Source organism: Streptomyces sp. EDA2-14 (assembly GCF_054963755.1).
In genome coordinates, this window is sequence record NZ_JBUEGE010000005.1 from 405,233 (window position 1) to 431,058 (window position 25,826).

27 protein-coding genes and 1 pseudogene are annotated in these 25,826 nt (G+C 70.6%); 11 read left to right on the plus strand and 17 right to left on the minus strand.

Annotation, left to right across the window (positions count from 1 at the left end):
• Positions 1–62: 62 nt before the first annotated feature.
• Entirely contained in the window at positions 63–1,151 is a 1,089-nt protein-coding gene (locus tag ACY34M_RS17330; RefSeq protein WP_462716854.1) for a glycoside hydrolase family 76 protein, read from the minus strand.
• 229 nt (positions 1,152–1,380) lie between these two features.
• On the opposite strand from ACY34M_RS17330, the gene ACY34M_RS17335 reads away from it, so the two are divergent.
• The 5 genes from ACY34M_RS17335 to ACY34M_RS17355 all read left to right on the plus strand — a co-directional run bounded on the left by ACY34M_RS17335 (position 1,381) and on the right by ACY34M_RS17355 (position 6,337).
• A complete protein-coding gene (locus ACY34M_RS17335; RefSeq protein WP_462716853.1) occupies positions 1,381–1,779 on the plus strand; it encodes a PPOX class F420-dependent oxidoreductase in 399 nt (132 codons plus the stop codon).
• A gap of 25 nt (positions 1,780–1,804) precedes the next feature.
• Positions 1,805–2,443 carry a LysE family translocator gene (locus ACY34M_RS17340; protein ID WP_462716852.1) on the plus strand — a complete coding sequence of 213 codons (639 nt, stop codon included), beginning with the start codon at positions 1,805–1,807 and terminating at the stop codon, positions 2,441–2,443.
• A 129-nt stretch (positions 2,444–2,572) separates the two neighbouring features.
• A complete protein-coding gene (locus tag ACY34M_RS17345) occupies positions 2,573–4,366 on the plus strand; it encodes an FAD-dependent oxidoreductase (protein ID WP_462716851.1) in 1,794 nt (597 codons plus the stop codon).
• A 7-nt stretch (positions 4,367–4,373) separates the two neighbouring features.
• The gene (locus ACY34M_RS17350; RefSeq protein WP_462716850.1) at positions 4,374–5,435 is read left to right on the plus strand and encodes a maleylacetate reductase; all 1,062 of its coding nucleotides are present in this window, start codon (positions 4,374–4,376) and stop codon (positions 5,433–5,435) included.
• Positions 5,432–6,337, plus strand: a complete 906-nt coding sequence (locus tag ACY34M_RS17355; protein ID WP_462716849.1) for a dioxygenase family protein — start codon at positions 5,432–5,434, stop codon at positions 6,335–6,337. Before ACY34M_RS17350 ends, ACY34M_RS17355 begins: the two co-directional genes overlap by 4 nt.
• Before the next feature lie 49 nt (positions 6,338–6,386).
• Here ACY34M_RS17355 and ACY34M_RS17360 read toward each other — a convergent pair whose 3' ends face one another.
• From ACY34M_RS17360 to ACY34M_RS17395, 8 genes and pseudogenes are all read right to left on the minus strand, one after another.
• Positions 6,387–7,346 carry a helix-turn-helix transcriptional regulator gene (locus ACY34M_RS17360; protein ID WP_462716848.1) on the minus strand — a complete coding sequence of 320 codons (960 nt, stop codon included), beginning with the start codon at positions 7,344–7,346 and terminating at the stop codon, positions 6,387–6,389.
• Complete coding sequence (locus ACY34M_RS17365) at positions 7,346–9,052, minus strand: HAMP domain-containing sensor histidine kinase (RefSeq protein ID WP_462716847.1); 1,707 nt, start codon at positions 9,050–9,052, stop codon at positions 7,346–7,348. Before ACY34M_RS17365 ends, ACY34M_RS17360 begins: the two co-directional genes overlap by 1 nt.
• Positions 9,049–9,798, minus strand: coding sequence for a response regulator transcription factor (locus ACY34M_RS17370; protein ID WP_462716846.1), 750 nt, complete (start codon positions 9,796–9,798; stop codon positions 9,049–9,051). The genes ACY34M_RS17365 and ACY34M_RS17370 overlap by 4 nt, the downstream gene beginning before the upstream one ends.
• A gap of 147 nt (positions 9,799–9,945) precedes the next feature.
• Positions 9,946–11,634 carry a CotH kinase family protein gene (locus ACY34M_RS17375; RefSeq protein ID WP_462716845.1) on the minus strand — a complete coding sequence of 563 codons (1,689 nt, stop codon included), beginning with the start codon at positions 11,632–11,634 and terminating at the stop codon, positions 9,946–9,948.
• Complete coding sequence (locus ACY34M_RS17380; RefSeq protein WP_462716844.1) at positions 11,634–12,311, minus strand: DUF4956 domain-containing protein; 678 nt, start codon at positions 12,309–12,311, stop codon at positions 11,634–11,636. Before ACY34M_RS17380 ends, ACY34M_RS17375 begins: the two co-directional genes overlap by 1 nt.
• Positions 12,308–13,207 (minus strand): VTC domain-containing protein, encoded by a 900-nt coding sequence (locus tag ACY34M_RS17385; protein WP_462716843.1) that lies wholly within the window; start codon positions 13,205–13,207, stop codon positions 12,308–12,310. The genes ACY34M_RS17380 and ACY34M_RS17385 overlap by 4 nt, the downstream gene beginning before the upstream one ends.
• A 164-nt stretch (positions 13,208–13,371) precedes the next feature.
• Complete coding sequence (locus tag ACY34M_RS17390; protein ID WP_462716842.1) at positions 13,372–13,980, minus strand: TetR family transcriptional regulator; 609 nt, start codon at positions 13,978–13,980, stop codon at positions 13,372–13,374.
• A gap of 2 nt (positions 13,981–13,982) precedes the next feature.
• Positions 13,983–14,111: pseudogene (locus tag ACY34M_RS17395) on the minus strand (cytochrome P450); the annotation flags it as partial.
• 131 nt (positions 14,112–14,242) lie between these two features.
• Here ACY34M_RS17395 and ACY34M_RS17400 point away from each other — a divergent pair.
• Together ACY34M_RS17400 and ACY34M_RS17405 are read left to right on the plus strand one after the other, a co-directional pair.
• Positions 14,243–15,202: a pyridoxal-phosphate dependent enzyme gene (locus ACY34M_RS17400; protein WP_462717201.1), complete on the plus strand. Its 960-nt coding sequence runs from the start codon at positions 14,243–14,245 to the stop codon at positions 15,200–15,202.
• Positions 15,203–15,402: 200 nt separating this feature from the next.
• Positions 15,403–16,575 carry a cytochrome P450 gene (locus ACY34M_RS17405; protein WP_462716840.1) on the plus strand — a complete coding sequence of 391 codons (1,173 nt, stop codon included), beginning with the start codon at positions 15,403–15,405 and terminating at the stop codon, positions 16,573–16,575.
• A gap of 3 nt (positions 16,576–16,578) precedes the next feature.
• On the opposite strand, the gene ACY34M_RS17410 is transcribed toward ACY34M_RS17405, so the two are convergent.
• Together ACY34M_RS17410 and ACY34M_RS17415 are read right to left on the minus strand one after the other, a co-directional pair.
• Positions 16,579–17,238 (minus strand): response regulator, encoded by a 660-nt coding sequence (locus tag ACY34M_RS17410; RefSeq protein WP_462716839.1) that lies wholly within the window; start codon positions 17,236–17,238, stop codon positions 16,579–16,581.
• Position 17,239: 1 nt separating this feature from the next.
• Complete coding sequence (locus ACY34M_RS17415; protein ID WP_462716838.1) at positions 17,240–18,211, minus strand: HAMP domain-containing sensor histidine kinase; 972 nt, start codon at positions 18,209–18,211, stop codon at positions 17,240–17,242.
• Positions 18,212–18,504: 293 nt separating this feature from the next.
• On the opposite strand from ACY34M_RS17415, the gene ACY34M_RS17420 reads away from it, so the two are divergent.
• Positions 18,505–18,828 (plus strand): DUF3040 domain-containing protein, encoded by a 324-nt coding sequence (locus ACY34M_RS17420; RefSeq protein ID WP_462716837.1) that lies wholly within the window; start codon positions 18,505–18,507, stop codon positions 18,826–18,828.
• Between the two features lie 84 nt (positions 18,829–18,912).
• On the opposite strand, the gene ACY34M_RS17425 is transcribed toward ACY34M_RS17420, so the two are convergent.
• The 3 genes from ACY34M_RS17425 to ACY34M_RS17435 form a co-directional block, all read right to left on the minus strand.
• On the minus strand, positions 18,913–19,308 hold the full coding sequence (locus ACY34M_RS17425; protein WP_462716836.1) for a cupin domain-containing protein: 396 nt from the start codon (positions 19,306–19,308) through the stop codon (positions 18,913–18,915).
• A 152-nt stretch (positions 19,309–19,460) separates the two neighbouring features.
• Positions 19,461–20,360 carry an NADP-dependent oxidoreductase gene (locus ACY34M_RS17430; protein WP_462716835.1) on the minus strand — a complete coding sequence of 300 codons (900 nt, stop codon included), beginning with the start codon at positions 20,358–20,360 and terminating at the stop codon, positions 19,461–19,463.
• Positions 20,361–20,438: 78 nt separating this feature from the next.
• Positions 20,439–21,074, minus strand: coding sequence for a DUF1345 domain-containing protein (locus ACY34M_RS17435; protein WP_462716834.1), 636 nt, complete (start codon positions 21,072–21,074; stop codon positions 20,439–20,441).
• A 168-nt stretch (positions 21,075–21,242) separates the two neighbouring features.
• On the opposite strand from ACY34M_RS17435, the gene ACY34M_RS17440 reads away from it, so the two are divergent.
• Positions 21,243–21,872: a GntR family transcriptional regulator gene (locus tag ACY34M_RS17440; protein ID WP_462716833.1), complete on the plus strand. Its 630-nt coding sequence runs from the start codon at positions 21,243–21,245 to the stop codon at positions 21,870–21,872.
• 59 nt (positions 21,873–21,931) lie between these two features.
• Here the strand turns inward: ACY34M_RS17440 and ACY34M_RS17445 are convergent, their stop codons facing one another.
• Together ACY34M_RS17445 and ACY34M_RS17450 are read right to left on the minus strand one after the other, a co-directional pair.
• Entirely contained in the window at positions 21,932–22,756 is an 825-nt protein-coding gene (locus ACY34M_RS17445; RefSeq protein ID WP_462716832.1) for a carbon-nitrogen hydrolase family protein, read from the minus strand.
• Between the two features lie 119 nt (positions 22,757–22,875).
• Positions 22,876–24,225, minus strand: coding sequence for an MFS transporter (locus ACY34M_RS17450; protein ID WP_462716831.1), 1,350 nt, complete (start codon positions 24,223–24,225; stop codon positions 22,876–22,878).
• 174 nt (positions 24,226–24,399) lie between these two features.
• Between ACY34M_RS17450 and ACY34M_RS17455 the strand changes: the two genes are divergently transcribed.
• Positions 24,400–25,086, plus strand: a complete 687-nt coding sequence (locus ACY34M_RS17455; protein WP_462716830.1) for a DUF2848 domain-containing protein — start codon at positions 24,400–24,402, stop codon at positions 25,084–25,086.
• Positions 25,087–25,127: 41 nt separating this feature from the next.
• On the opposite strand, the gene ACY34M_RS17460 is transcribed toward ACY34M_RS17455, so the two are convergent.
• A complete protein-coding gene (locus ACY34M_RS17460; RefSeq protein WP_462716829.1) occupies positions 25,128–25,454 on the minus strand; it encodes an NIPSNAP family protein in 327 nt (108 codons plus the stop codon).
• A 139-nt stretch (positions 25,455–25,593) separates the two neighbouring features.
• Between ACY34M_RS17460 and ACY34M_RS17465 the strand changes: the two genes are divergently transcribed.
• Positions 25,594–25,821 carry a DUF7489 domain-containing protein gene (locus ACY34M_RS17465; RefSeq protein WP_462716828.1) on the plus strand — a complete coding sequence of 76 codons (228 nt, stop codon included), beginning with the start codon at positions 25,594–25,596 and terminating at the stop codon, positions 25,819–25,821.
• Positions 25,822–25,826: the final 5 nt, after the last annotated feature.

Consider the following 25,826-nt stretch of genomic DNA (forward strand, 5'->3'; position numbering starts at 1 on the left):
GGAGACTCCGCCCGGGGAAGGAACTCATCGCGCGCCCGCCCGGCGCCCTGATCGCGGTCCGGTCAGTAGAGGGCGGCCGTCAGTGCGTCGAGCGCGCTGTGCTGGCGCGCCGCGTCGGCCTTGTCGAAGGGGCCGTTCCAGTGGAAGCCGTAGAAGTTGCCACTGCGGTCGAGGGTGTTGAGGGCGTCGGCCTGCCGGTCGATGAAGGCGGAGTAGGGGTGGTCGGGCAGGGTGCGGTTCAGGGCGCCGAGGCCGCGCATGAAGGCGCCCTTGAAGGACGGGCCGTCGGCGCCTCCGTCGGAGTTGTCGTCGTTGGGCTCGGAGAGGATCCCGTCGGGCGCGAGCAGCGGCGAGGCGGCGACCGCGTCCGCGATCTTGCGGCCCTTGGTGAGGACGGCCTTGGAGCCAGTGGCCTTGTGGAGTTCGACGAGGCCACCGAGGATGACGCCCTGGTTGTACGTCCACGTGGTCGACTCGCCCGTGTTGACGCACGCGTCGTTGAGGCCGTCGTTGACGAGGTTGTCCTTGTTGATGAGCTTCTTCGCCTGGAACCAGTCCCAGACGTCCCGGGCCCGCCCCAGGTACGTCGCGTCGCGGTCGAGGCGGTTGTGGATGCCCGCGGAGAGGGTGATGAAGAGTTCGTTGGTGATGCTGTTCTTGTACTTGTGCTCGTAGTTCCACCACACCCCGCCGCCGCAGGTGTCGTCGTGGTGCTTCCACATGTGGTCGGCGTCGGCGATGGCGGTGTCCAGGTACCGCTTCTCGCCGGTGAGGTCGTAGGCCCTCAGCCAGGCCAGGCCCCACCAGCCGGTGTCGTCGAGGTACTCGTTGCGGAACCGGCCGTCCTTGGCGTCGACGTTCTTGTCGTAGATCTTGTCGGCGATCTTCTTGATGTCGTGGCCGCCCGTGTCGCCGGGGGCCTGCCAGAAGTCGAGGAGCGCCTGGAGGTCGTTGGCGTTGTTCCACCAGCCGGTGCTCTCGAAGGCGCCGGTGTCCTCGTTCCACCAGGTCATCAGGCCGTCCACGGCATCCACGGCGTCCTGGTGCCGGTCGGCCCGCGGGGCGGCGGTGGCGGGTCCCGCGGCCAGCAGGCTCAGGCCGAGGGTGGCGGTGGTGAGGAGCAGAGAGAGCCTTCTTGTGCGGGTGCTCATCGAGCGGTCCCTTCGCAGAGGCGGAACGGTGGCCGGTGCCGCGGCAGGTGCCCCTCGCGGCTCTGACATCGTTGTCAACAAGCCTCCTGGCGACACTCCCCGAGAACGTAACCGGGCACCATTTTCACCGTCAACCCTGCTGCACCACACGGAACTTGACCCGCACACCGCATGCGCCGACAGGAAGGCCGGGCGGTGTCACGGTCCGAGCGCCCGGTACCGTCCCCCTGTGACCTCACTCGACTCCGCCACCCTCGCCGCGCTCGAGCGCGCCCGCTATGTCAGCCTCACCACCTACCGCAAGGACGGCACACCGCGCGCCACCCCGGTCTGGCATGCCGTGGACGGGGACCGGCTCTACGTGCGCAGCGCCGCGGCGGCCTGGAAGGTGAAGCGGCTGCGCCGCGACTCCCGCGCCGAGGTCGCCGTCTGCGACGTGCGCGGCCGCGTCGCCCCGGACGCCGTACGGGCCTCGGGAACCGGCCGGGTGCTGGACGAGGCGGGGACGAAGAAGGCGGGTGCGCTGCTGCGCCGGAAGTACGTGTTCGCCCGGATCGGCGACTGGTACTCCGCCCTCTCCGGACGCCACCGCAGGCACCCGGTCGTCGGCCTGGAGATCTCCTTCTGAGACAGCCGGGGTACGCTGGCCTTCCATGGCAATGAGTTCCGCCCTCTGGTCCTTCGCCCTCGTCGTAGGGCTCCTCACTCTCACTCCCGGTCTCGACACCGCGCTGATCCTGCGCACCTCGGCCCTCGGCCGGCGCAGGAGAGCCTGGGGCGTCGTCCTCGGAATCCAGACCGGCACGCTGGTGTGGGGCGCGTTCACCTCTCTCGGAGTGACCGCGCTCCTCACGGCCTCCCACCTCGCGTACACGGCGTTGCGCTGGGTCGGCGCCGCCTACCTGATCTGGATGGCGGCCCGCATGCTCCGGGACACCTTCCGCGGACGGTCCGCACCGGACACCGACGACTCCCTCCTCACGGCCGGCACCGACTCGTTCGGCGGCGGCTGGCGGCAGGGGACGCTCACCAACCTCCTCAACCCGAAGATGGGCGCCTTCTACGTCGCCGTCCTGCCCCAGTTCATGCCGGCAGGCACCGGCCACTTCACCATGGGTCTCCTGCTCACGGCGGTGCACATCCTCATCGGCCTGCTCTGGTCCGCGCTCCTCATCGGCTTCGCCCGCGTCCTGCACACCTGGCTCCGCAGGCCCCGCGCCCGCCGTGTCCTGGACCGGATCACCGGCACCGTCATCGGCGTCTTCGGTGTGCGCCTCGCACTCGGGGACTGACCGCGCTTCGCGGATCCGCCATCTCTTACGGTTTCCGCCAAGATCACGGGCTGCCGTCGCCTCCGGTGCTCGGCGGCCGCATAGTGGCGGCTGCGGCGACAAGGCCGGTTGGACGAAAGGTGCCCGGGGATGGCGGAGTTGAACGGCGGGAACGGCGAGGGCGGGGCGGCTCCCGGTCCCGTCATGGTCACGGATGTCGTCGTCGTGGGGTCGGGTCCTGCCGGGGCCACCGCCGCCCTGCTGCTGGCCACGCTCGGCATCGACCACGTAATGATCACCAAGTACCGCTGGACGGCGAACACTCCGCGCGCCCACATCACCAACCAGCGGGCCATGGAGGTCTTCCGGGACCTGGGCATCGAGGACCAGGTGCTCGCCGACGCCACCGAGCACGCGCTCGTCGGTGACACCGTGTTCTGCACGAGCATCGCAGGCGAGGAGATAGGCCGGATCCACACCTGGGGCACCCGTCCGGACCGTGAGGCGGACTACCGGCTGGCCTCGCCGTGTCTCACCGTCGACATCCCGCAGACGTACCTGGAACCGATCCTCGTCAAGAACGCCGCGCAGCGCGGCACGCAGACCCGGTTCTCCACCGAGTACCTCTCGCACACGCAGGACGCCGACGGTGTCACCGTCACCGTCCTCGACCGGCTGACCGGCGCCACCTCCACGATCCGCGCCAAGTACCTGATCGGTGCGGACGGAGCCCGCTCCAAGGTGGCCGAGGACATCGGCCTGCCCTTCGAGGGCGCGATGGACATCGCCGGCTCGATGAACATCACGTTCAAGGCGGACATCGGCCGGTACGTCGCCCACCGTCCCTCGGTCCTGTACTGGGTCGTGCAGCCGGGCTCGAACGTCGGCGGGATCGGCGCGGGCCTCGTCCGGATGGTGCGGCCCTGGAACGAGTGGCTGATCGTGTGGGGCTACGACATCAACGAGGAGCCGCCGCAGGTCGACGAGGCGGCGGCGGTCCAGATCGTCCGCAACCTCCTCGGCATGCCGGACCTCGACGTCGAGATCACCGGCACGAGCCTGTGGGGCAACAACGAGATGTACGCGACCCGTCTGCACAGCGGCCGGGTGTTCTGCGCGGGCGACGCCGTGCACCGGCACCCGCCGAGCAACGGACTCGGCTCCAACACCTCGGTGCAGGACGCCTACAACCTCGTATGGAAGCTGGCCGCCGTCCTCAAGGGGCAGGCGGGGCCCGATCTCCTCGACACGTACTCGGCGGAGCGGGCTCCGGTGGCCGAGCGGATCGTCAAGCGGGCGAACCAGTCGGGCCGGGAGTTCGTCGAGATCTTTAAGGCCCTCGGGCTTCTTGAGGAGACGACGGAGGCCGGGATGACGGCGGCGATCGAGGAGCGCAAGGCCAACACCCCGCAGGGCGCCGCCAAGCGGGCCGCGCTGATGAAGGCGATGGACCTCAAGAACTACGAGTTCAACGCGCACGGTGTCGAGCTCGGGCAGTTCTACGACTCGTCGGCCGTCCTGTCCGACGGAAGCGCGCTGCCCGCCCCCGCGCGCGACCCCGAGCTCTACTACGAGATGTCCACCGTGCCGGGTTCGCATCTGCCGCACGCCTGGGTCGGCGACAGCCGGGAGAAGAAGGCGCTGATGGACCTGGCGCCGTACGACCGCTGGACGCTGCTCACCGGGATCGCGGGTGAGGTGTGGGAACGTGTCGCCGAGAAGGTCGGGCAGGAGCTCGGCGTGCCGCTGGCCACCGTCGTCATCGGGCCCGGCCGTGAGGTGAACGACCTGTACTACGACTGGGCGAAGCTGCGCGAGGTCGAGGAGAGTGGGGTACTGCTGGTCCGCCCGGACAAGCACATCGCCTGGCGCTCGACGAGCCTGCCCGACGACCCCGAGGGCCGGCTGCGCGAGGCACTGACCGCCGTACTGGGAAGGGGCTGAGGAGCAGGTGCGCTTCGACCACGAGACGCTGCCGCAGCGGGTGCGCTTCGCGTCCGGGGCGGCGGCCGACCATCTGGCCGCCGAGGTGGCGGCCCTCGACGGCCGCCGGGTGATGGTGATCGCCGGGCGCGCGTCGCGGGGTGTCGCCCGGGAGATCGCGGACAGGCTGCCCGTCGTGCACTGGCACGACCGGGACGGCGACGTCGTGATGCATGTGCCGGTCGCGGTGGCCGAGCGGGCCCGCGCCGCGGCGGCCGAGCACGCCGTCGACGTCGTGGTCGCCGTCGGCGGCAGCTCGACGACCGGGCTCGCCAAGGCGGTCGCCCTGACCTCGGGGATCCCGGTCGTCGCGGTGCCGACCACGTACGCGGGCTCCGAGGCCACCGCGGTGTGGGGCCTCACCGAGGACGGCCGCAAGACCACCGGCAACGACCCGCGGGTGCTGCCTCGTGCCGTCGTCTACGACGCCGCGCTCACGCTGTCCCTCCCGGTCGCCCTGAGCGTCGCCTCGGGGCTCAACGCGCTCGCGCACTGCGTCGACGCCCTGTGGGCTCCCCGCGCCGACCCGGTCAACCAGGCCCTCGCCACCGAGGGCGTACGTGCCCTGCGCGCCGGGCTGCCGTCGGTCGCCGCGGAGCCGGAAGGTCTTGAGGGCCGGGAGCGGGCACTGTTCGGCGCGTACCTGTCGGCGGTCGCCTTCGCCTCCGCCGGTTCGGGGCTGCACCACAAGATCTGCCATGTCCTCGGCGGCACCTTCGACCTGCCGCACGCCCAGACCCATGCCGTCGTCCTCCCCCACGTCCTCGCGTTCAACGCCCCGTACGCGCCCGAGGCGGAGCAGCGGCTCGCGGCGGCCCTCGGCGCCCCGACCGCGACCGCCGGACTCGGCCTGCTGTACGACGAGTTGGACGCGCCGCGCAGCCTGCGCGAGCTCGGCATGCCCGAGGACGGCATCGACGCGGCGGCGGACGCGGTCGTCTCCGCCGCACCACCCGGCAACCCACGGGCCGTCACCCGCCCGGCGATCCAGGGGCTCCTGCGCGCAGCCCTGGAGGGAGCAAGGCCATGAGCGACGAGCAGGATCCCGGTACAGTCCCCGCCGAACAGCGGGCGCGGGAGGCCGACATCACCCGGCAGGTCCTCGAATCGCTGCGCGACTGCGCCGATCCACGGCTCCAGCAGGTCATGCGGTCGCTGGTGAGCCACCTGCACGCGTTCGTCCGGGACGTGCGGCTCACGGAGGACGAGTGGAGCCGAGGCATCGAGTTCCTCACCCGGACCGGACACATCACCGACGACCGGCGCCAGGAGTTCATCCTCCTGTCGGACGTGCTCGGCGCCTCCATGCAGACCGTCGCCGTCAACAACGAGGCGTACGCGGACGCCACCGAGGCCACCGTCTTCGGGCCGTTCTTCGTCGAGAACAGTCCGCGGATCGAGCACGGCGAGGACATCGCGTTCGGCGCGGCCGGTGAGCCCTGCTGGGTGGAGGGCACCGTCACCGACACCTCGGGGCGGCCGGTCCCCGGCGCCCGTATCGAGGTGTGGGAGGCGGACGAGGACGGCTACTACGACACGCAGTACGGCGACGACCGGGTCGCGGCCCGCGCGCACCTGTTCAGCGGTGCCGACGGCTCGTACAGCTTCTGGGGGCTGACCCCGACCCCGTACCCGATTCCGCACGACGGTCCGGTGGGGCGGCTCCTTGAGGCGACCGGGCGGTCGCCGATGCGGGCCTCGCATCTGCACTTCATGGTGGGAGCGAGCGGGCTGCGCACCCTGGTCACGCACATCTTCGTGGCGGGCGACGAACTCCTGGGCCGGGACGCGGTGTTCGGCGTGAAGGAGTCACTGGTCAAGGACTTCCACCGGCAGTCGGCGGACACAGTGCCGCCCGACGGTCGGGACCTCGGCGGGCGGGCCTGGTCGCGGGTCCGGTTCGACATCGTGCTCGCGCCGGAGGACACCTGAACTCCCCGCCGCAGCACACCTGAACTCCTCTGCGCGGGGGCCGCTTCGGTCACCCGCCCGCGGCGGCCGACCTGCGGGCCTCGCGCAGGACGTCGGTGGCCCGCAGGCCGTAGCGCTCCTTGAAGCGGTGCGAGAAGTACGCGGCCGAACCGAAGCCGCAGCGCGCGGCCACCGCGGCGACGGTCGTGTCGCCGCCACGGGACAGCAGGGCCTTGGCGTGTTCGAGGCGGCGTCCCAGCAGATAGCGGGGCACGCTCGTGCCGCCCGCCGAGAACACCCGCGACAGATGGCGTTCGCTGATGCCGATGCCCTTGGCAAGGCGGGCGGCGGTCAGCCCGCTGTCGGCGAGGTGCTCCTCGATGTGCGCCTTGGCCATCGCGAGGTGGACGGCGGCCAGTTCGGCGGGGCGGCCGGTCACGACGCTGCCGAGCAGGTCGAGCAGGGTGCTCTCCTCCACGGGCCGGGACGCCTCGGGGTGCACCGCGCGACCGGTCAGCCGGGCGAGTGTCCTCGCGGGCAGGTTGCCGCCTGCGAAGTCGAACACCCGGGGGCGGGCGAGCGGTTCGGGTCCGACCGTCTCCCGCCACACCTCGCGCGGCACCTTGACGGCGAGTTCCTCAAGGCCCCTGGAGAAGCCGCGCATGAACGGCCGGTCCGCGTCGCACACGATCAACTGGCCCGGCCGGACCGTCTGCACGCCGTGGTCGTGGTAGAAGAACGCGTCGCCCTCCAGCGTCAGATAGCAGGCGACGGCATCCGACGGGGTGCGCCGGACCACGGCCCGGCTGCGCTCGACGACATGCGGGCTCCCGGTCACGCGCGCCACGTGCAGCCTCGGCAGCTGCAGGTTGATCTCCGTCGCCTCAAGGACGGCCTCGTCGTCGAGCGACCGGCACAGCAGCCCGATCAGAGCCGTGGCGTTGTGGTCCTCCCACAGGGCGACCCGCTGGGCCTCGGGCAGACCGATCGTGCTGAAGCGCAGGGGTTCTGACGGCGCGCCGGACCTCATTACTCAAGGGTAAACCGTTGAGTGCGGGTGTCACCACGGTGGCGGGTCTCGTCGGTGGCGTCGTCCTTCGGCGTGGTGGTCGAGTTCGGCAGGAGCAGGCGGAAGGTGCAGCCCAGGCCGGGGCGGTTGTCCAGTTCGAGGCGTCCGCCGTGCGCGGCCGCGATGGCGGAGGCGATGGCGAGGCCGAGGCCCGAACCGGGTTCGGGCACGGGCTGCGGGGTGGTGTCCTCGGTCCCCGGTTCGGCGAGTTCCTCGCACGCGTGGGGCGGAGTGGCCCGGTAGAAGCGGTCGAAGACGTGGGGCGCCTCGTCGGGCTCGATGCCGGGGCCGCTGTCCGCGACCTCGACGGCGCACACCGCGGTGCCCGGCGCGAGGACCGCTCCGCTGCCCGGGCTCTGCTCGGCGGATGTGCGGGTGGCGCCGACACGGACGCGGACCCTGGCCTCGTCGGGGGTGTGCGCGCAGGCGTTGGAGAGGAGGTTGCCCAGGACCTGCGCGAGTTGGTGGGGGTCACCGGGTGCCTCGACGATGTCGAGGTCGTGTTCCGGGCCGGATGCGGGGCCGTGCTCGGCGCCGGTGTCCATGGTGCGCCCGCCGAGCGGTTCCAGGGTGATGGCGCGGCGGGGGTGACGTATCGCGGTGGTGGCGATGGCATCGGCGGCCAGGGAGAGGAGGTCGACCGGTTCGCGGTGTGCGGCGGGCGCGTGCGGGGCGCTGCCGCCCTCACCGAGCTTGGCGAGGAGGAACAGGTCGTCGACGAGTCGGCTCATCCGGTCAGCATTGTGGGCGATCAGGGTGTGTGCCTCGTGGCGCCGTCGGTCCGCCATGCCGGGTTCGTCGAGGAGGAGTTCGGCGAAGCCCTGGACCGCGGTGAGCGGGGTGCGCAGCTCGTGTCCCGCGTCCGCGAGGAAGCGGCGCAGCTGCTGTTCCGAGGCCTCCGTGCGGTGCAGGGCTGTGCGCAGCCGGTCGAGCATGGTGTTGAGGGCCAGGCCGAGCCGGCCGACCTCGGTGTCGGGCGACGCTCCGGGGACGTTGAGTTCGATGGCACCTTCGGTGATGTGCTGGGCGGTGCGCTCGACGCGGGTGAGCGGACGAAGGCCGAGGCGGACGGCGCCGTTGCCGAGGACGACCACCCCGACGGCCACGGCGGCACCGAGGCCGAGGCTGACCCACAGGAGTTTGGTGGTGGCGCCGTCCACGGTGTTCAGGGGCAGAGTGACGACGGCGCGCATCCCGTCGGGCCCGGAGTAGGAGATCGCCCGCCAGCCGGATCCCGCACCGTCCTCGGCGGGCACCGTACCGGGGCGTCCGGCGGACAGGCTCAAGTCCGCGACACGGTAAGGGAGATCGGGGCCCGGATGCTCGCTGCTGCCGAGGGAGTCGCTCAGCAGTCGGCCCTTGTCGTCGTAGAAGTAGACGCGGTAGGCGGAGGGCAGTGTGTTGTCGGTGTGCGGCGGTCGGATGGCACCGTCCGCCCTGATGTCCTCGTAGACGCGGCCCGGCGGCCGGAAGTGGAAGAGCTGGTTGTCCACCTGGTCGGTGAGCCAGCTTCGCAGCACGGTCAGGGCGGCCAGCTGGCACAGCAGGACGGCGGCGGTGGCCAGCAGCCCCGCGATCAGGACGAGGCGGCTGCGCAGCGAACGCGGCAGCCGGAGCCACCTGCGCAGTCGTCGCGGGAACAGACGGCGCAGGCGCGGGCGCGTCACCGTGTCACCGCGTCGGCCTCGTCGCGCGGCAGCCGCAGACAGTAGCCGACCCCGCGCACCGTGTGGATCAGCGCGGGGCCGTCCCGGTCGATCTTGCGGCGCAGGTTCTTGACGTAGGTGTCGACGATCCGGGTGTCACCGGAGAAGTCGTACTTCCAGACCTGTTGAAGGATCTCGGCCTTCTCCACCACGCGTTCGGGTTGCGACAACAAACAGGCGAGGAGCCGGAACTCGGTGGGTGACAGTTTCAGAGGGCGGTCCCCGCGCCGTACCTCGTGGGTTCCCTCGTCCAGGGAGAGGTCGGCGTACCGCAGCGGCAGCCGGCCGCCGCCCGCGGCGGAGGCCCCGGTGCGGCGCAGGATGGCGCGAATGCGCAGCAGTACCTCCTGGACGTGGAAGGGCTTGGTGACGTAGTCGTCGCCGCCCGAGCTGAGGCCGATGATGCGGTCCTCGACGTTGTTGCGAGCGGTGAGGAACAGCACAGGGGTGTAGACACCGTGGGCGCGCAGGTCGCGGGTGACCTGGAAGCCGTCGGTGTCGGGCAGCATCACGTCGAGGACGATCAGGTCGGGGCGGCGGCTCCCGGCCTCGAACATGGCCTCCTGCCCGCTGGCCGCGCTCGCCACGGCGTAGCCTGCGGCGCTGAGGGCGGAGGTGAGCAGGGTGCGGATGCTGGCGTCGTCCTCCACGACCAGGACGGTGTGCCCGGCCACGGGCGTACGCGTGGGGGTGTGCTGGTCGATCACGTTCTGACACCTCGGGGTACGGACAGGTCGGGCGATCGTAGGTGCGAATCCTGTACACGAAAGCCGTGAACCGTTGACAAACGTAAGGAGTCCGGCATCCCGGACCACCGTCGGGGGCGGTGGAGGTGGCCCGGGACGCCGGAGCTGTCAGCCGGTCACCTTCTTGTCCTTGGCCAGGGCCGCGGACCGCTGAGCGACGGTCTTCTGGAGCTTGGTCACGGCGGTGGTCAGCTCCTTGGAGTCGGCACCGGCCTTGCGGGCCTGCGCCGCGATCTCCTTGAGGTTCTTCGCCGCGGTGCCCGAGCCGTAGAACTTCTGGTAGAGCTCGCGGTACGCCTTCTTGTAGACGCCGTCGAGCGCGTCGGAGGCGAGGAACTTCTCCTTCAGGACATGTCCCCCCATGCGTCCGCCCATGCCGCCCTTGGCGTCGCCGCCGCCCTTCTGACCGCCTTCCTGGCCCCCGGCAGCTCCGCCGGGCACACCTTCCGGCATCCCCTCGGGCACACCTTCCGGCACACCTTCCGGCATGCCCTCCGGCATGCCCTCGGGCGCCGTGCCCGCCTGTCCCTTCTGCGCTCCCTTGCCGGCGTTGCCGCCGGGCGCGCCTCCGCCGCCCATGCTGATCGAGTCCTCGGGGCCCGTGGTGGCATCACCGCTGAAGGTCAGGTTGTAGTCCCAGCCCAGGACGGAGAACTTCTTGGTGTCGAGGTCGTACGACAGCACGTAGTTCTTGCCGGGGCCCGCCATGTCGTCGAAGTTCAGCAGCAGGTTCTGCGAAGCGACGTACTTGGCGAACGAGTCGACGTCGACGTACTTGTGGAGGTCGCGCGCGAATTCGTGGTCCGAGGCGCTGTTGGCCCACTTGATGAGTTTCATCACGGGTTCGAGGTCCTGGCTGCCCTTTTTGTTGAGCTGCTTGAAGGACGTCTCGTAGTCGCTGGGGTCGTCGCCCTTGTAGTCGAAGCTGCTGCTCGCACGCGCCTTGTAGAGCACGCTGTTGCCGTCGCCCACGTCTTCGGCGTAGTCGGTGTCCGGGTTCTCGACCATCAGGCGGGTCGCCGTCGGCCGGTTGTTCACCTTCAGCTCGGTGAAGGCATACCGCTCGGCCTTCTCCCCACTGGCATCGGTCAGGGACAGCGACAGTGCCTCGTTCGCAGGGACCTGGCCGTTGCTGCCGGGCCGCAGCGAGATCTCCCGCTCGCCCTGGTAGGCGCGGCCCTCGACGTACTCGTCGACCTTGACGAGCCAGGGCAGTTCCTCGGGCTTCTTGTCGGACAGGTTGAACTGCATCATCCCGCCCATGCCACCCGCACCGCCCTTGCCGGCCCCGGCCGCCCCCTTGCCGGCGGCGCCGCCCGGGGCGCCGCCGGCCCGAGCTCCCTGCTTGCCGGCGCCCGGCATGTCCCGGCCGCCACCGGGCATGCCCTTGGAGCCGCGCAGGGACGACAGGGTGGAGTTCCCCTTCAGACGGATCCCGACGTCATTGAGGTAGACCCCGTCGATCGTGAGGTCGGCCTCGATGTAGTCCTTGGTGCCGTCGTCCTTGAACTCCTTCATCATCTTGTTGAAGTCGGTCTGCTGGTAGGAGAGTTGGATCGAGTGCGGCACCGAGGCGTCGTACAGGTCCACCGTCCCCCGGACGTCGTCGGTGATGGCGTCCGCCTCGACGCGCGAGGACGACGTGACGTACGGGGAGATCCGCACATCCCCGAGGAAACAGACCATCGCGGCGAGCCCGACACCCAGCGCCGCGGCCGGCTTCCAGTGGTGGCGCAGGCGCACGGGCAGCCGGTCCCGCAGCCGCCGCCTGCGCTGCACAGGGGTCTCGCCGCTCATCACAGGTCCGTCGTGTCGTAACCGGTCAGCACGGTGACCCGCTGCCCGGAGGTGCGTTCCTGCAGGGCGCTGACCAGGTCGCTGGGCTCGGCGCCCTTCTTCAGGCGCACGGTGTAGAAGATCTCGTTGAGCGCGCCGCCGCGGATGGTCTCGGTGCTGACCAGCTCGAACTCGGTGGTGTACTTGATGAGGACGTCACGCAGCTGCGGCGTGTAGTCCTCACCGGCCGGGACCTGGACCTTGACGACCTGACGCTGGACGTTCAGGGCGAACCAGTTGAACTTGTGCATCACGAGGATGACGACGCAGATGACGACGGCGCCGACCGCGGCCAGCGTGTAGAAGCGGGCACCGCAGGCCATGCCTATGGCCATCGCCAGGAAGATGAAGCCGACGTCCCTGGTCTCCTTGACCGCGTTGCGGAAGCGGACCACGGACAGGGCGCCGACCAGTGAGAAGGCCCGCGCCAGGTTCGAGCCGACGACCAGCATGATGAGGGCGACGATCATGCCGACGATGACCAGCGTCTGCACGTACGACTGGCTGTACGACACGTTCCGGTGCGTGTACCGGTACGTGTAGCCGATCACCGTGGACAGGATGAACGACAGCGCCATCGCCGCCACGACATCGGCCACGCTGAACGTGCCGCTGAGTTCCTGCAGATCGAAATTCACTGTGCTCCTACCTTCAACGACGCGTCGTGCCGCGCCGTCCGCTGCTCCAGCAGCGCTTCTTCAGTGGGGGTGGGCGGCGGACAGTCCGCCTCGTTGACGTGGAAAACGGAACGCGGGGCGAGCCCGAACGCCTCGATGGACTGCACGTACTTGGAGATCCGTACGAGGTTGAGGTTGCGCCGCGCGGCCAGGTCGGTGATCCAGGTCGGCGTGCGCTCGTTCACCTTGATCTCCATGACCGAGAGGTGCGGCGGGATCGTGAACCGGTTCTCGGGCGTGGGGGTGCCGAAGTGGAAGTCCCGGTCCCGGCCGCGGATGCGCCGGTCGAAGGTGACACGGAGACCGGTGTCCGCCTCCCGTCCGACCAGCGCCTCGCGCTGGTAGCCGGTGATGGCGGTGGGCTGCAGGTTCGCCTCGACGACGAGGGCGAGGACCTCCTGAATGAAGGCGCTCTCCTTCGCCGAGTGCTCCGGCATCTCCCGGTCGTCGCACAGCTGCCGTGCCACGCCGTAGGGGAGCATGATGCGGCGCTTCTGCGTGACCCGGTTGACGCGCTGCTTGATCTCGACGCAGACCGACGAGTCGTCGGTGACGCCGTCGAGGTTGCCGTAGTGCCGGATGCGCAGCTTGCGCCGGAACTTCAGGCCCTCGATCTTCTCCCAGTAGAAACGGAGTTGAGGGCTGTCGTAGTACAGGCTCCACACCCCGTATCCGCCGACCGGGCTGTGCGGATCGGTATCCATCCGCTGTGCCAGCTCGTCACGGATCTCGGCCGCCTGATCGACCGGGACCAGGTACTTCAGCTCGAACCGGTTGAACGCGTGCAGCCGGCTGGCCACATGCACCGGTTCCTCGCTCCCCTCGCGCGCCTCGGCTGCCTTGGACAGGAACACCATGCGCCTCCTTCGCTCTTCGTTGCGGACCGACCGGCGAGGCACACGCAACCAACGGCACATGAGGACCGCATGAGAATCATGGGTGTATTCCAGGAGTCTTCACGGCAACGAGAAAATGAACGACGGGCCCCCTGGTTCATTCCAGGGGGCCCGTGCAGATGGGGTCACCGCGCGTTCACGCGCTCTCGTTCACCTCGATCGCGGCGGCCGGGCAGACGCTCGCGGCCTCGTCTGCCAACGTGTGTCGGCGCGATGAGTACGCACTGTCCTGCGCCGCAGCACTTGCCCTCGTCGAGAGTGATCTTCATGCGGGTCGCTCCTTCGGTGTGGGGGTGGACGGTGCGGCGAACATGCCGCTGACGGCGCCGGTGAGGAGTGTGGCCGTCTCGCGCCAGGAGGGACGGGAGCTGGGGCGAGAACCGGGCGTACCAGGTCGGGGAGTCGAGTCCGGCCAGGTACTCCGGCACGGGCCGCACCAGGCACTCGACCCACGCGCGGACGTCCCCGGGATCGTCGATGCGGTCGAGCATGTCCTGGCGGATGCGTTCGGCGGCGACGGAGTGGTGGGCCATGATGGCGCGTACGAGGTCGTTCTTCGAGCCGAAGTGGTAGCCGACGGCCGCCACGTTGCCCTGGCCCGCCGCCTCGCTGATCTGCCGGTTGGAGACACCCGCGATGCCCTGCTCCGCGTAGAGGCGCTCGGCCGCGGCCATGATGGCGTGTCGCGTCTCCAGCGGACGGGCTGCGGGCCGGGCCGTCCGTTCGGGAGGCATGCTCACCACCGCACGGGCAGCTCGCGCAGCGGACCGGCCAGGAGCCCCTCGACCTGACGCAACTCGCCCTTGTCCAACGCGAGTTCCAGGTCCGGAAGGCGGCGCAGCAGCACCTCGAGGACGGTCCGCATCAAGCGGATGGCTCGATTCCGGCGGGATGAGGCCGGAATGAAGTGGTGGCCGGAGGAATGACACGACAGGCGGGGGTAACGTCCTTCCTTGGCTCACCCACCACTCGGGTCGTACGAGGGAGACGGAATTGCTGATCACTGTCGCGGACGTCGAAGCCGAGGCCGAGCGGATCGCGGGACATGTCGTCCGGACGCCGACGGTGCCGAGCCCGGGCCTCTCCGCGCTACTGGGTGTGCCGACCACCACGAAGCTCGAACTGCTCCAGCGCACCGGCTCGTTCAAGGCCCGCGGCGCGACCGCGAGGCTGCTCGCGCTCAGCGAGGCCGAGCGCGCCGCCGGGGTCGTCACGGTCAGCGGGGGCAACCACGGCGTCGCCCTGGCGGTCATGGCCGAGGCGCTGCACATCAAGGCGACCGTCGTGATGCCGCGGTCCGCCCCGCTCGGCGCCAGGAGGACCGCGGAGACCGCCGGGGCGCAGGTCCACATCGCCGACACGATGGACGGCGCGTTCGCCCTCGTCGACGAGTTGAGGGACGCGGGCCTCACGCTGGTCCACCCCTTCGACGACCCCGTCGTCGTCGCCGCCCAGGGCACGGTCGGCCTGGAGTTCGCCGAGGACGCGGGTGAACTCACCGACGTACTCGTCAGCATCGGTGGCGGCGGGCTGATCTCCGGTGTCGCCACCGCACTTCGCGCGCGGCGGCCGGGAATCCGCGTCTGGGGCGTGGAGACCGTGGGCGCCCGAGCCATGTCGGCGGCCCTGGACGCCGGGCGGCCCGTCCCGGTCGAACTGTCCTCCATCGTCTCGACGCTCAGCGCCCCCAGCGCGTCCCAACTCACCTACGAGCACGTCTCGTCGCTGGTCACCGAGGTACTCACGGTGACCGACTCCGAGGCCGTCCAGGGCACCCTCGACCTGGCCGACCACGCCAAGGTCTGGACCGAGCCCGCCGCCGGATGCCTGCTGCCCGCGGCGCGCCAGGTGGTGGAGCGCGTCGGTGAGGGCGTCCAGCTCGGCCTGGTGGTCTGCGGAGGCAACACGTCCACAGCCGAGGTGGGCGCCTGGGCCGAGCGACTCGGCCTTCGTTGAGTCCCTCCGGGATCGAGGACGGCGAGGCAGGCGAGGAGGGCAAGGAGGGCGAGGGATTCTGGGGAGTCTCGGCGGGTTTCCCGACAATTCTCCCCACACCGCCACGTGCCGCATGCGACGATCGCGGGGACCTTCGTGCCCAATGACGAACCGGGCCCGCGCCGAAGGGTGTTCGGGCCACCCCGTCCCCTGGAGCGTGCATGTCCGCGATACCGGTCAGCGATGTCGATCTCTACACGCCCGGCGCGCGGGCCGACCCGTACGGGATCTACCAGGAGTTACGGGACCTCGGTCCGGTGGTCCACCTGTCCCGCTACGACCTCTACGCTCTCCCCCGCTACCAGGAAGTGCGCGCGGCGCTCATGGACTGGCGGACGTTCTCCTCGGCCCGCGGAGTGTTCGTCGACCCGGATATGAACGCCCAGCTCGAAGGCATCACCTTGTGCAGCGACCCGCCCGAGCACACCGAGATGCGCTCCGTACTGGGCCGCCCGCTGCGCCAGGACCGGATGCGCGACGTCACCCCCACCATCGAGGCGGAGGCCGGACGGATCGTCGCGGAGCTGGTCGAGCGGGGCCGGTTCGACGCGGCGACGGAGCTGGCCGAGCAGCTGCCCATGGCCGTCGTCTCCGACCTCGTTGGCCTGCCCGACCGGGGCCGCGACAAGATGCTGGAGTGGGCCGCCGCCATGTGGGACATGCAGGGGCCCGCCAACGAGCGCTTCACGGAGGCGGCGCCCGTGGTCGGCGAGTTCATGGACTACGTCGCCCACGAGGCGGTGCCGGGGAACATCCGCCCCGACGGCTGGGCCGCCCACCTCCATCAGGCCGCCGACCGCGGGGAGTTGCCGCGCGACAAGTGCCCGGCGCTGATGCTCGACTACGTCACCCCGAGCCTCGACACGACGATCCTCGCGATCACGAACACGGTCGCGCTCTTCGCCGAACACCCGGACCAGTGGGAGATGTTGCGTGCCGACCGGTCCCTGATCCCCCACGCCATCAACGAGTCGCTGCGTCTGGAGACCCCGGTCCCCCAGTTCAGCCGGGTCCTCACCGAGGACCACGTGATCGACGGCGTCCCCCTGCCCGCGGGCAGCCGCGTGGCCCTGCTCTACGGCTCCGCCAACCGCGACGACCGCCACTATCCGGACCCGGAGCGCTTCGACATCACCCGCCGCCCCTCCGACCACCTGGCCTTCGGCCGCGGCGAACACGTCTGCGTCGGCATGCACCTGGCCCGCCTCGAAATGACTGCGCTGCTCGACCGCCTCGCCGACCGGGTGAGCCGGTTCGAGACCGTGTCCGCGACCCCGATGCTCAACAATGGCCTGCGCGGCCTTGAACACTTGGAAGTCACCGTCCGCACCTGAGGCTCAGGGTTCGATCAGGCCCACGCGGATCGCGTAGCGGGTGAGCTCCAGGCGGTCCTTCAGGCCCAACTTCTGCAGCAGGTTGGCCCGGTGGCGTTCCACGGTCTTGACGCTGATCACGAGGAGGTCGGCGATGTCCTGGGAGGTGTGTCCCTCGGCGACGAGCTTGAGGATCTCCTCCTCGCGGTCCGTGATGGTGCGGGCGGGCGGGAACTGGCCTTCCCGGATGCAGTCGAGATAGGTGCGGATGAGCGCGCCCACGGCCCCTGGATAGAGGAAGGGCTCGCCGCGCATGGTGGACCTGCACGCCTCCACGAGGTCCCGGTCGGCGACCGACTTGAGGACGTAGCCGGAGGCGCCGGCCGCCAGCGCCTCGAAGAGGAACTGCTCGTTGTCGTACATGGTCAGCATGAGGATGCGCAGGTCCGGTTGGGTGCGGGAGAGTTCGCGGGCGGCCTGCAGTCCGGTCATCCGGGGCATGGCGATGTCCAGGATCGCCAGGTCGGGGCGGTGGGTGCGGGCGGCTTCGAGGGCTTCCGCGCCGTCGCCCGCCTCGGCCACCACGCTGAGGTCCGCTTCGCCGTCGAGGATCAGGCGGACGCCGCGGCGGATCAGGTGGTGGTCGTCGGCCAACAGAATGCGGGTGGGCTGCGCCTCGGGCATGTCACTGACTCCGGTCGGGGGTGGGGACGGTCAGGCGGACGCGGGTGCCGCCTTCGGGCGTGGCGTCCAGGGCGAGTTCGGCGCCGATGAGGAGGGCCCGTTCCCGCATGCCGCTGATGCCGGCTCCTTCGTGGGTGCCGTCGATGCCCCGGCCGTTGTCCCGCACGCGCAGTTCCACGGCGCCCGGCGCACGCCCCGGTGACTCCACGGATTCCAGTGTGAGGTCGACGCGGGTGGCCTCCGCATGGCGGGCGGCGTTGGTCAGGCCCTCCTGCGCGACACGGTAGATGACGAGTTCGGTGTTCTCGCCCAGCGTCGGCAGGTCCCCCGCGATGCGGTGGCGCACCGAAAGGGCGGGGCCGGAGAACTCGGTGGCGAGGGATTTCAGGGCTCTGGTCAGGCCGAGCTCCTCCAGCACGCCCGGCCGCAGGCGGCGGGCGATGCGGCGGAGCTCGTCGAGGCTGGCGCGGGTGGTCTCCTGGACCTGTTGCAGTTCCTCGCGCACGGGGTCGGGGGCCTTCCCGCCGACGCGTTTGAGGTCGAGCAGCACGGCGGTGAGGGTCTGGCCGATCTCGTCGTGGAGCTCGCGGGCGATGCGGTGGCGTTCGGCCTCCTGCGCGTTCAGGGCGCGGGCGGCACTGCTCGCACGTTCGGCCTCCAGGCGGTCGAGCATCGTGTTGAAGGTCGTGATGAGTTCGGCGACCTCGCCGTGGCCGCCGACGGGTACGGGTGTACGGGCGCCGGGGCGCAGGAGATCGGTGGTCTTCATGGCTCGGGCGAGTCGTTGCAGCGGGGTGAGGCCGACGTTCAGGAGGAGCGCGTTGGCGATCAGCATCGCGGCCAGACCCGCCGTGAGGATCCCCGCCTCGGTGAGCAGCACAGGCGTCGACACGGTGACCGGGCCCAGCAGCAGCGCCGTCGCGGTGACGAGCACCACCGCGTTGAGCAGGAAGATCCTCCAGAACAAGGGCACCGCGTCCCGCCTCCTTCGTCCGTACTGCGCGTCGAGTGGGTCCTCACCTCCACTATCGCCGCCGTGCCCCTTCGACGGCGCGCGATTCCGTGATCATGGCGTGCTCCACCGCCCGCCCCGTGACAGATACAGGTCTGACCCCGCCCCGAATGGGTGTCGGTACCGATGGTGCGCGGCCCCCGGGGCGGGCGAGGGTGAGGGGACAGGGAGGGCGAGAGGACCCGTCGTGGGTGCGGCGCAGTGGCGGCTCGCAGTGGTGTGATCGCGATGCCCGACTCTGCGAGGAGGGACTCATGACCTGTTCCGACGACCACCGGCTCGACGAGATCGCGGACTGCCTGCGCCGCGAGGATCCCCGGTTCGCGCACGCGCTCGGGTCCGGCCGCCCGTGCAGACCGCGCGAGTACCGGAACGCGCGGGCCTGGACGCTGCTCACCGTCGCCCTGGTCATGCTGGGTTCCGGGATCGCGGCCGCGCACGGGCTGCTCATCGCGGCTGGGCTGGTGCTGTCGGGCATCGCGGGAGAGATGCTCTCCCGCGGGCCTCGGGTGCAGGGCGGGTCTCGCGGGCAGGGCGGCCACGGCGGCGCGCGGAGCAGCCCCCTGCCTCCGGCCTGACCCCGGCCCCGGCGGCGTCGGGGTCAGGTGCCGCCCGCCGGAACCTGGAGCCGTACCGCGGTGGCACGGTGACCGACCGGGGTGTCAGGCGGCTACGGCCAGGTGGCGTGCGCCTTCCTCGGTCCTGCGCCGCGAGCGCGGCAGGCCGTCCACGAATTCGCTGCGGGTGAGCACGGCGAGCGCGACGGCGGGCCGGTCGGTGTGGTTGGTCATGGACACGCGCTCGCCGCGCGGCACCATGACGCAGCCACCGGGTGTCAGGCGGACGGGGGCCGCACCGTCCGCGCCGACCCAGATCTCGCCTTCGACGCCCGTGAGCAGCAGCTCCGACTCGGCGTAGGTGTGCGGTTCCAGGCGGGTGCGGGCGAGCAGTTGGACGCGGGCGGCGGCGAGGTCCTTGCAGGGGCCGCTCTGCGGGTCGATACGGACGACCGGCATGTCACCGCGTACGTACTGGGTGTGGATCGGGACGGAAACCATGGGGTGGCACTCCTGGGGCTCGCGAGTGGACAGACGTCAGGCCCGTGCCGGGTCCGGGTAGGGGCAGACAGTCCCGCGACCTCGGCATCGGCCTTTTCGGTCATGACGGAATTGAATCGATTTCCGTCACCCACGAACAGGGACGAAGGTCCTCAGACCAGGAGAACGAGCTTTCCGCGCACGCTGCCGGACTCCCCGACCCGGTGCGCCTCGGCGATGTCGGCCAGCGGGAAGGTCCGGCCGACGGGGAGCGTGAACCGGCCGGCCTCGATCAGGTCGGCCACCTCACCGAGCGCGTAGAGGGCGCGGCCGGCGTCGCCGCGGCTGAAGCGCACGCCGTACTTCTGCGCACCGGCGAAGTCGGCGACGGTGACGACCGTTTCCGCGCCGCCGGCGAGGTCGATCAGCTCGGGCAGGACGCCGCTGCCGGCGACGTCCAGGGCCAGGTCGACGCCGTTCGGGGCAATGGCTCGCACCCGGTCGGGCATGCCGTCCCCGTAGGCCACGGGTTCCGCGCCGAGTGCGCGGAGCCGGTCGTGGGTGGCCGGGCTGCCGGTCCCGATCACCTGCGCGCCGCGCGCGACGGCGAGTTGGACGGCGGCGGCGCCGACGCTGCCGGACGCGCCGTTGACGAGCAGCGTGTCGCCGTCGCGGACGCCCAGTTGGTCGAGGGCCCGCGCGGCCGTCTCGACCGAGGAGGGCAGGGCGGCGGCGCCGGCGAAGTCGAGCGACGGAGGGATCGGCGCCCACGCGGACAGCACCACGTACTCCGCCTGGGCGGCGCCGTCACCGCCGAATCCGAACACCCGTTCCCCGAGGGCGACTCCCCCGACCCCGGCACCGATCTCGTCGACGACTCCAGCGGCCTCGTACCCCATCGTCTGGGGCAGTTCCTGGTCCATCAGCCCTTGCCGCTTCTTCCAGTCGCTGGCGTTCACCCCGGCGGCGCGCACCGCGATCCGGATCTCCCCCGCCCCGGCGTGCGGATCGGGGAGGTCGACGATTTCGAGGACCTCGGGACCGCCGAATCGACTGAATCGTGCCGCCTTCATGGGTGGTGCTCCGTTCCTGGGTGGGCTGGTCCTTCTCCATCATCGACGTCCACTGGCATCCATCGGCCCCATCACCGGTCAGCCTGTGACCATGCCCGCGACCAGATTGATGGCGGTGGCCAGGAGGCTGGTGCCGAAGAGGTAGGACAGCAGCGTGTGCCGGAGCACGACCGCCCGGATCACCGAGTTGGTGACGTTGGTGTCGGAGACCTGGTACGTCATGCCGAGGTTGTAGCTGAAGTAGAAGAAGTCCCGGTACGACGGAGGGTCGTCGCAGTTGAAGTCGATGCCGCCCGGCGGGCCCTGGTAGTAGAGGTAGGCGTACCGCGCGGCGTACATCAGATGCAGGGCCGCCCACGCCATGAACACACCGCCCAGGGCGATCGCCGCCGCGACGTTCCGGGCGTCGGAGCCGTGGAGGAGCAGGAGCACCACGATGGCCGCCAGTCCGCAGAGCGCGGTGCCGACCACCGCGAACTCCTCGGTGACCGGGGCGAAGTCCTCGCGCCGGGCCTCGCGGCAGGTGGCGGTGGCGTCCATCGGCCACAGCACCGACCAGCCGACCACGACGAAGACGAGTTCCGCGGCGGCGATGCCCGTCAGGATCCCCAGAGGGAAGCCGGCCGAGAGGCCGACGGCCACCGCGGCCACCAGCCCGACGCCCACGGAGGCGAGGAGGCGGGGAACCGCGGACGACGGCAGCCAGGCGCTCATGGCTCGTCAGACTAGACGGCCCGGCGCCGCTCGGCCCGGCGGAACCGGTTCGCGGGCGAGGCGCCCGCACGGTCGCCCGCACTGTCCGGTTGCACACCTCCCCGACGCTCCACCCCGTGGTAACTTCCGTATACAAGTTGTATGCGATCCAGTTCCACGGGAGCTCACATGGGGACGTCCGGCAGGGAGAAGGCGTACGCCTACCTCAAGGGGACGGTGCTCACCGACCCGGAGATGCAGGGCGAGTTCCTCTCCGAGCAGGAGATCGCCGACCGCATCGGGGTCTCCCGCACCCCCATCCGCGAGGCCCTGCTGCTGCTCGCCGCCGAGGACCTCGTCGAGATGGTGCCACGGCGCGGCGCACGTGTCTCCCGGCTGACCGGGCGCCAGATCACCGAGCTGATGGAACTGCGCGGCATGGTGGAGCGGTACGCGGCGGAGCAGGTCATCAAGTCGGACCGGGTGCCGCTCGACGAGCTGCGCGAACTGCTCGAGCGGCAGCGCGGGCTGAGCGGGCCCGACGACGCCAAGGAGTTCATCGCCATCGACCACCGCTTCCACGCGACGATCGTCTCGGCCGTCGGCAACAGCCTCCTCGACCGTCATTACGACGGGCTGCGCAGCCGCCAAGTACGGGCGGGCGTGGTGGCGTTGTACAACCAGAGCGGTCGGCAGAAGTCGGTCATCGACGAGCACCGGCTGATCCTGGACGCGCTCGCCGCGGGGGACGCGGAAGCGGTCGACGCCGCGATCGACAGCCACTTGGAGTCGACGCTGAAGGTACTGCTGGCAGGCTGAACCGGGCCGGTTCCGACGCCCCCTGAAGGCCCTGGGGCGCCGGAACCGATCCGGTCGCATCACTTCGGGTAAGTGATCTGCGTGTCGTCGCGCCCGAGCCTGCGATTCGCCAGCACCGAGGTCTTCTCGCGCACCCGACCGACCTCCGCGACGTCCAACTCCGCGACGATCAGACCCGGTTCGGCGCCCAGGGACTCGCGCACCGTGCCGTCCGGACCGACCAGCATGCTGTGGCCGATGCCCGTCGGGGCCGTACCCGCCACGTCGATGCCGCTCGCCGCCGGGTCGGCCTGGTCGACCGCGGCGACCCAGACCGTGGCGTCCAGGGCCCGCGCCCGTACGAGGAGTTCCCACTGCTCGAGCTTGCCGGGACCCGCGCCCCAGGAGGCGGGGAGCAGCGTGGCGACGGCGCCCGCGTCGGCGTGGGCCCGGAAGAGCTCGGGGAAACGGACGTCGTAGCAGGTGGCCAGGCCGAGGCGGACGCCGTCGACGTCGAGGGTGACCACCGTGGAGCCGGGGGCGACGTTGTCGGACTCCGCGAAGCCGAAGGCGTCGTAGAGATGGATCTTGTCGTACGTCGCCTCGACGCCGGGACCGGTCGCGAGCAGGGTGTTGGTCACCCGTCCGTCGTCGGCCGGGGTGAACATCCCGGCGACGACGACGATGCCGGCCGCCTCGGCGATGGCCCGCAGCCGGTTCGCCCACGGTCCGTCGAGGGGCTCGGCGAGCGGGGCGAGCGGCGTGCCGAAGCAGGCCATCGCCGCCTCGGGCAGGACGACGACGCGGGCGCTTTCGTCGGCCGCGCGCCGCGCCTGCTCCTCGATGAGGTCGAGGTTCTTGGCGGGGTCGGGCCCGGTGGTGAGCTGGCTCAGGGCGATGCGCATGAGGAGTCCCTCCTTGTGAGGCGGTGGAGCCGTGAAGCTGTGGAGCTGTGGAGCTGTAAGGCCTTGGAGCAGTAAAGCCGTGGTGTCGTTGGGCAGTGGGGCTTGGGGCGCCTGATGGGTCAGGCGGTAGCCTGCGCGACCAGTTCGGCGTCCTCTTCCGTGGCCGCCTTCGGGTCCCGGCCGAGCAGCAGTCCCGTGACGGTGACCGCCGCGGTGACGGCGACGTACACGGCGAGCGGCACCCAGCTGTCGAACGCGCCGAGCAGCGCCGTGAACAGCAGCGGGGCGATCGCCCCACCGATCAGACCGGCCAGCGTATAGGCCAGCGAAGAACCCGTGGAGCGCAGCCGCGGGGAGAACTGCTCGGCGACGAACGCGGCCTGCGGGCCGTACATCAGGGAGTGCAGGACCAGCGCGACGATCACGCCGAGGACCAGCAGGCCCCACGAGCCGCCGCCGACCATGCCGAAGAAGATGAAGGGCCACACACCGGCGCCGACGGCGGAACAGCCGTACAGAAGGCGTCGGTTGATGCGGTCGGACAGGGCGCCCGCCAGCGGGATGAGGAAGATCTGCAGCGAGGAGCCGATCAGTACGGCGGTCAGCGCGGACCCCCGCGACATGTCCAGCTCGTCCGTCGCGTAGGTCAGCACGAACACGGTGAACAGGGCGTACAGCACGTCCGGGGCGACGCGGGAGAGGATCGCCGCGACGAGGGCGCGGGGCTGGCGGGTGAGCACCTCGCGCACCGGCGCCTCGGGGCGGGCCTGCTCGGCCTCCATGGCCTGGAAGACCGGGGTCTCCTCCAGCTTCGCGCGGATCCACAGGCCGAATCCGACCAGGACGCCGGAGATGAGGAAGGCGACGCGCCAGCCCCAGGAGAGGAACTGGTCCTCGGTGAGCAGGGCGCCGAGCGCGGCCAGGACGCCGTTGGCGAGGAGGTTGCCCGCGGGCGGTCCGACCTGTGCGGCCGAGGCGAAGAAGCCGCGTTTCTTCGGGTCGCCGAACTCGCTGGAGAGCAGCACGGCGCCGCCCCATTCGCCGCCGACGCCCACGCCCTGCGCGAACCGGAGCACGACCAGCGCGATGGGCGCGGCGGCGCCGATGCTGCCGTGGGTGGGCAGCAGGCCGATCAGGAAGGTGGCCGCGCCGATCAGGACGAGCGTCGCGATCAGCACCTTCTTGCGGCCGATCACGTCGCCGAGGCGTCCGAAGACGATGCCGCCGAGCGGGCGCGAGACGTAGCCGACGGCGTACGTGGAGAAGGCCAGCAGGGTGCCGGTGAGCGGGTCCTCGGAGGGGAAGAACAGGTCACCGAAGACCAGCGCCGACGCGGCGGAGTAGACGGCGAAGTCGTACCACTCCAGGGCGGTGCCGGTGAGGCTGGCGAAGAAGGCGCGGACGAGGCCGGAGCGGTTCGGCGGTACGGCCGGTGGGGCGGCCTGGCCGCTCGGGGTGTCTTGGAGCATTTCGGACCTCGGTTCGGGGGACTTCGACGGTCGGGGAGGGACGTCGACGTTCGGGGGGACATCGACCTTCCGGCATACTTCTTGTATACAGGTCGTATGCGCAAGCCCTGAACGGGAAGTTAACCGCTTCGCAACCCCACCCCTGCCCTCCCACGCTCACCCCTGGAGATTTCCATGGCTCTGCTCACCTTCGAACTGCCCGACGGCTCCACCCGCGACGTGGACGTCGTCCAGGTCCTCAACGCCGGATACGCGGGCCGCAGCCAGGACGATGTCGCCGCGCACGTCGCCGAGCTCGCCGAACTCGGGGTGCCCGCGCCGACCACGACCCCGGCGCTGTACCCGATCTCGCCCTACCTCGCGCAGCAGACCGAGCGGGTCGCGGTGCAGCACGGGCGGACCTCCGGCGAGGCGGAGTGGGCGCTCGTCGTGGCCGGGGACGGCGAGCTGCTGCTCACGGCGGCCTGCGACCACACCGACCGCGAGCTCGAGGTGCACGGCGTGGCCTGGAGCAAGAACGCGAGCCCCGACGTCCTGGCCCGCCGCGCCTGGCGGCTCTCGGACGTGGAGGGGCGCCTGGACGGACTCACGCTGCGCGCCTGGGTCACCGTGAAGGGCGAGGAACTCCTGATCCAGGACGGCACCCTCGCGGAACTCCTCACGCCCGGCTACTGGGCCGACGTGCTGCGCGAGCGCGGCGAACTGCTCCCCGGCACGGTTCTGATCTCCGGCACCATCCCGATGGCGGAGGGCGTCGACCAGTTCGGCGAGGCCTGGCGCGTGGAACTGTCCGACCCGGAAACCGGCCACACCATCCCGCTCTCCTACACGGTGACGCCCCTACCCGAGCCGATCGGCTGACGAAACGCCCCACTCGCCCTTCGTCCCCGCCGCTCGCCCTCCTACGGGGCGGGGGCCGGGGAATCGGGGAGTACGGGCCGCATGAAGCTGCGTTCGTAGCGGAGCACGCAGCCGCTCTCGTCCCTGATGCGGTCCGCCTCGACGAACTCGGGGTCCTGGCCGAACAGCGCGCGGTACTCCTCGTACACGGCGAGACTGGGGAAGCTGAACAGGGCGAGCGCCTTGTCGCTGGCGCCCTCCGCCGGCAGGAAGTAGCCGTGATGTGTGCCGCCGTGTCGGTCGACCAGTTCCATCCAGCGTCGGCCGAACCGCTCGAACGCTTCGATCTCCGCCGGGTCGATCACGTACTCCACCACACAGGTAATCATCGCGACAGGCTAGGTGACGGGCGGGCGCCGGGCCCGGCACGACAGGCCCGGCGCGGCAGGCCCGGACTCGGCCAAGTACCACCGGTCGAGAGCGACTTCGGACCGGCCGGTGACGGCCACGGATCGCTACAGTGGCAATATGTTCAAATCTCGCAAAGTGCGGAAAGAGGACGCCTGGGACGGCGTCGTCGTCGACAAGAGCCGCGGGGCCACCGACGGGTCGAACCTGTACCACTACGTCGAGATCCGCCTCCAGGACGGCACGACCAAGAAGGTCCGGGTCGACAAGGCGCTCTGGGAGTCACTGGGCTCGGGCGACCGCGTGGTCAAGGAGGCGGGGGTCACGGATCCCACCAAGGCTCCGTAAGCAGC